Origin of the sequence: uncultured Chitinophaga sp., assembly GCF_937874145.1 — a bacterium.
Classification (GTDB): domain Bacteria; phylum Bacteroidota; class Bacteroidia; order Chitinophagales; family Chitinophagaceae; genus Chitinophaga.
Genome location: NZ_CALNBI010000037.1, coordinates 1 through 4,821 on the forward strand (window position 1 = coordinate 1; position 4,821 = coordinate 4,821).

Annotated in this window: 3 protein-coding genes; 2 read left to right on the plus strand and 1 reads right to left on the minus strand. The window is 58.6% G+C overall.

Going from position 1 to position 4,821, the window contains the following annotated elements:
* Positions 1-496 (plus strand): sulfatase/phosphatase domain-containing protein (locus Q0510_RS01560; RefSeq protein WP_298707608.1); only part of this gene is annotated, 496 nt, incomplete at its 5' end.
* Positions 497-554: 58 nt separating this feature from the next.
* Entirely contained in the window at positions 555-3,125 is a 2,571-nt protein-coding gene (locus tag Q0510_RS01565) for an alpha-L-rhamnosidase (RefSeq protein WP_298707610.1), read from the plus strand.
* A 101-nt stretch (positions 3,126-3,226) separates the two neighbouring features.
* On the opposite strand, the gene Q0510_RS01570 is transcribed toward Q0510_RS01565, so the two are convergent.
* Positions 3,227-4,821 (minus strand): thiamine pyrophosphate-dependent enzyme (locus Q0510_RS01570; RefSeq protein ID WP_298707611.1); only part of this gene is annotated, 1,595 nt, incomplete at its 5' end.

Genomic DNA, 4,821 nt, shown 5'->3' on the forward strand with positions numbered 1-4,821 from the left:
GTTGAGGGGATTGAAGATGGACCTGTATGAAGGCGGCATCCGCGAACCGTTGCTGGTACGTTGGCCCGGGAAAATTCCCGCCGGAACGACCTCAGGGCTGGTCTCGGTGCAGTACGACCTGTTGGCCACTTTCGCCGATATGGCCAATACGCCCGCACCGGAAAACGACGGCATCTCCCTGCTTCCGGAAATGACCGGCAAACCCGACGGTACCGCTGCCCGCGAGTATTTATATTTTGAATACCCCGAAAAAGGCGGTCAGCTCGCCATCCGGATGGGCAAATGGAAAGCCGTGAAAACCGGGTTGAAACAAGACCGCAACCGCCCCTGGGAACTGTATGACCTCGACGCAGATCCCGCCGAACAGCGAAACGTGGCGGAACAACAACCCGCGCTGCTGCGGCGGTTCGACGATATCGTGAAGAAAGAACACCGGCCCGCACATATCCGCGAATGGGAATTCCTCGATGTGAAATGGCCGGATGCAAAGCCCTGAGCGGCAGAGCAGGACACACCGGGACAGTTAAACCCGGTGTTTTTTTATATTACGGGCCATGAAACGCCTTTTTTTCCTGCTTGGCCTCTGTGCCGCGCAGTATGCAAGCGCCCAGCTCACCGGGCTCCGGTGCGAACATCTTGCCAACCCGATCGGGATCGACGCGGCCCAACCCCGTTTTACCTGGCGCCTCGCGTCCGGGGAGCAGTCGTCGTGCGAGGTGACGGTCAGCAGGGACGGAGCGGTCGTTTGGTCGTCGGGCACACTGAGCGGTCCCGGGGCTTTGGTGCGTTACACCGGGCCAGCCCTGGCGTCTTTCACGGCGTATGACTGGGAAGTGCAGATCAGGCATCCGGATCGATCCACAGACCGCGCCAGCGCCCGTTTTGAAACGGGCATGATGAACCGGCGCGACTGGCAGGGCGCCTGGATCAGTGACGTAAACGACGTGGACCTGAAGCCCGCCGCGCTGTTCCGGAAGGCGTTCAAGCCGGAGGGGAAGATCCGCAGCGCGAGGGCTTACATCGCCGCCGCCGGGTTGTATGAACTGTACGTGAACGGCCAGCGCATCGGCAATCACCGCCTCGATCCGATGTACACCCGGTTCGACCGCCGCAATCTTTATGTTACCTGGGATATCACCCCGCAGCTGCAGTCCGGCGAAAACGTTTTGGGCGTGATGCTCGGGAACGGATGGTATAACCACCAGTCCACCGCCGTGTGGGATTTCCACCGCGCCCCCTGGCGCGCGCGCCCCGCCTTCTGCATGGACGTCCGCATTACTTACGACGACGGCCGCGTGGAAACCATTTCCACGGGGAAAGACTGGAAAACCGCTACGGGTCCTGTCATCTTCAACAGCATTTACACCGCGGAGCATTACGATGCGCGGCTGGAACAGGAAGGATGGGCGAATGCGGGTTTTAACGACAAAGAATGGAAGAACGTGCTCCTCCGCGCCGTGCCGTCGATGAACGTTACCGCCCAGGCCATGGTGTCCGTGGCGGATTGTGATACATTGCCGGCGAAGGGTTTCCGGAAATTCAGCGGTTCCCGCTATTTGTACGACCTGGGGCAGAACATCTCCGGCGTCAGCAGGATCACGGTGAAAGGTCCTGCCGGAACGGTGATGCGCCTCCGCCACGCCGAGCGGCTGGATTCATCCGGGCACACCGATCAATCCAATATCGACGTGCATTACCGGCCTACAGACGACAAGGATCCGTTCCAGACTGATATTTTCATCCTTTCCGGCAAAGGGGAGGAAACTTTCATGCCGCGCTTTAATTACAAAGGTTTCCAGTATGTGGAAGTGGAGAGCAGCGTGCCGGTGGAACTTACCAAAGAAAGCCTGACGGGATACTTCCAGCACAGCCGTGTGGAGCCAAAGGGCTATGTGCATACTTCCAATCCCGTCATGAACAAAATCTGGGAGGCCACCAACAATTCCTACCTCTCCAATCTTTTCGGCTACCCGACCGATTGCCCGCAACGCGAGAAAAACGGCTGGACCGGCGACGCGCACCAGGCCATCGAAACCGCACTGTATAATTTCGACGGCATTACCGTGTACGAAAAATGGCTGAACGATCATTTCGATGAACAACAGCCCAACGGCGTGTTCCCGTCGATCATTCCCACCGGCGGCTGGGGCTACGAATGGGGCAACGGGCCCGATTGGACGAGCACCATCGCCATCATCCCCTGGAACATCTACCTGTTTTATGGCGATACCACGCTGCTTTCGCGCTCCTACGACGCGATGCGCCGTTACGTCGATTACATCACATCGATATCGCCTTCCGGCATCACCACCTGGGGCCTCGGCGACTGGATTCCCGTCAAATCCAAAACACCCGTGCCTTTCACGTCCACGGCGTTTTATTACACGGATGCGAACATCCTCGCCAAAACCGCGAAGTTGCTGGGCAAATCACAGGATGCGGAAAAATACGCCGCACTGGCCACATACATCCGCAACGCCTTCAACGAAAAATATTTGAATCGCGAAACAGCGGTTTATGGACAGGGCGTACAAACGGAACTGAGCGTGGCTTTATATTGGGGGCTGGTCCCGGATTCGCTGCGCGCGCAAGTAGCTGCCAATCTGTACAAACGAGTGGCCGCGGATAATTTCCACCTGGATGTGGGGCTTATAGGCAGCAAGGCCATCCTCAACGCCCTCAGCGAAAACGGGTATGCGGATGCCGCTTGGAAAATCGCCAGCCAGGAAGATTACCCGAGCTGGGGATGGTGGATCAAAAACGGCGCTACCACGCTATATGAGAATTGGCCCATCAATGCGAAAAGTGATATTTCCCTCAATCATATCATGTTCGGTGAGATCGGCGCCTGGCTCTTCAAAGGCGTGGGCGGCATCTTCCCCGACGAGCGGCAGCCAGGCTTCCGGCATGTGCGCATGAAACCGCAATTCGTGAAAGGGCTCGATCATTTCGAAGCGCATCACGACGGCCCCGCCGGCCGCATCGTTTCGTCGTGGAAGCGCAAAGGGCGTACGGTGCAATATACGATGACCATCCCGCCGAATAGTATCGCTACACTGGAACTCCCTGGCAGAGCGCCTGTCAGCGCAGGCCCGGGAACGCATGTTTACGATGTGAAGCAATAGAGGATTTACTGTAAAGAGGAGAAAAGCCTGTCACCGGGTTCAAGCGGCGGACAGGCTTTCTCTTTTGCGCCAGGGGTTAAGCCGGCGTGGATGAGGGGTTTTCAAAGTAGTTCCTTTGCGTGGCGGATGTTGCTTTTGATGGTTTCCCATACTTCTTCGAACTCGCCGTTCAGCATCAGTTTTGTCATGGAAGCCGCCATCCCGCGCACTTGCGCGAGCTTGATTTTCGACGGCATCGCCAGCGCATTGGGATCGGTCATGATGTTCAGCAGCACGGGGCCGGGCTGGCTGAGCGCATGGCTGAGGGCTTCGCGCACCCGGCCGGGCTGCGAAACGGTGATGCCAGGGAGGCCGTAAGCCTGCGCCAGCATCGCGAAATCGGGGTTGTGCATATCGGTTTGCCAGTCGGGCAGGCCCGCTACTTCCATTTCGAGTTTCACCATACCCAGCGAGCGGTTATTGAATACAATGATTTTTACCGGCAGTTTGTATTGCGCGATGGTGGCGAGGTCGCCGGTGGTCATCGACAGGCCGCCGTCGCCGCAAAGCGCCACCACGGTGCGTTCCGGTGCGCATAACGCCGCGCCGATTGCCTGTGGCAGGGCATTGGCCATGGAACCGTGGTTGAAAGAACCGAGGAGTGCGCGGTTGCCGGTGGATGAGATGTATCGTGCGGCCCACACACAGGTCATGCCGGTGTCTACGGTAAAAACCGCGTCGTGCGGGGCCAGTTGGTCGATGGTGGCGGCCACGAATTCCGGGTGGATTTTATTTTCGCCGCCTTCATCCGTGACGTAGGACTGCAGGCGGTCTTTCACTTTCGCGTACAGTTTCCGTTCGTCTTCCAGGAAATCGGTTTTTGTTTTGGGCTGGATGAGTGGAAGCAATGCCGACAGGGTTTCGCGGATGGTGCCGTGAAGCCCCTGGTGCAGGGTGGCCCTTCTTCCCAGCCTTTCGGCCTGCGCATCGATCTGTATCACGCGCGTATCGTCGGGGAGGAACGGGGTGTAGGGGAAATCGGTCCCGAGCAGCAGCAGCGTATCGGCGTGGTGCATGGCGTGATAGGCCGAAGGTAGTCCCAGCAGGCCGGTCATGCCCACTTCGAAAGGATTGTCGTGCTGGACGGCCATTTTCCCCCTGAACGAGTAGCCGACCGGCGCCTGGAGGGCGTGGGCGAGGTCGATCACTTCCGGGTGCGCGCCTGCGGCGCCGATGCCGCAGAAAATGGTCACCTTTTCGCTCTGGTTGAGCGTTTCGGCCAATTGTGCCAGTTCGCCGGTGGAAGGGATGATGCCGGATTGGGTGAGGTAGATTTGGTGGGAAGAAGGGGCTTTCTCCGCATCCATTTCAGATACATCACCCGGCAGTCCGAACACCGCCACGCCTTTGCGGCTGACGGCCGTTTGCATGGCCATCTGGAGCATGCGCGGCGCCTGTACCGCTGTGGTGGCCATTTCGCAGTAATAACTGCAATCATCGAACAGTTTGTAGATGTTCGTTTCCTGGAAAAATCCGGAGCCGAACTCGGGCGAGGGGATAGCCGAGGCGATGGCCAGCACGGGTGCGCCGGAGCGTTGGGCGTCGTATAAACCGTTGATGAGATGCACATGCCCGGGCCCGCAGCTCCCTGCGCAACAGGCGATCTTGCCCGTCAACTGTGCTTCCGCGCCCGCGGCGTAGGCGGCGTTTTCTTCGT